The organism is Bartonella sp. AA56HLJMS, from assembly GCF_042197145.1.
In the GTDB taxonomy this organism is placed as follows: Bacteria; Pseudomonadota; Alphaproteobacteria; order Rhizobiales; family Rhizobiaceae; genus Bartonella.
In genome coordinates this window covers 1-673 of record NZ_JBHIRL010000104.1, presented here as the reverse complement: position 1 = coordinate 673, position 673 = coordinate 1, and the positions used below count along the sequence as shown (strand labels likewise).

1 protein-coding gene is annotated in these 673 nt (G+C 38.6%); it reads left to right on the top strand.

Annotation, left to right across the window (positions count from 1 at the left end; all coding sequences use genetic code 11):
* Positions 1-355: 355 nt before the first annotated feature.
* Positions 356-673: hypothetical protein (locus tag ACFINI_RS10105; protein WP_375648058.1), on the top strand; the 318-nt coding region annotated here is incomplete at its 3' end.

The following is a 673-nucleotide window of genomic DNA, read 5'->3' as shown; positions in this document are numbered from 1 at the left end:
GTAAAGTTGATTATACTTCTCTATAGTATCTACACTTGTAAACATACGCGTCAATTTGTCTATAAATCCAAATGACGCTGATGCAGGTAGCGCTGATATAGAAAAGAAAGCTATAAATGTTATGATGCGTGTTATGGATAATGATTTCATCATTTTGAACCCTTAATTATTCATAAGTGCTGTTTAACTGATTCCCTTTGAAATTATCAATATGTGTTATTTTTATGTTGACAAAGTGTAGCAAATCGTATTTAATGACATTACTGTACTTAGGCGTATTGTGTCTAGAGAGGGAAATGTACAGTTCAAAATCCCCGCAAATGCGGGGTTTTTTATTATCTGGAGGGCGTATTTTATGACATCAGAAAATACACAGCAGGCTCCACAACCCATTAAAAAGCGTATACCACCAAAGGCAGGTCAAGGGCGTGTCAAAGGCGTTCCAAATAAAGTGACGCGCATTTTAAAAGAAGCAGTGGTTAAGGCTGCTGAGAATGCTGGGAATAAAATTGGCAATGATGGTTTGATTTCTTATTTGGAAAAGCAGGCTATGGAATGCCCCGCTGCTTATTTAGCGTTGCTTAGTAAGGTGTTGCCTTTACAGGTAACAGGTGAAGATGGGGGAGCCATTAAGGTGATAACGCGTGTAGAAATCGCGCCTTTGGTCAATGAC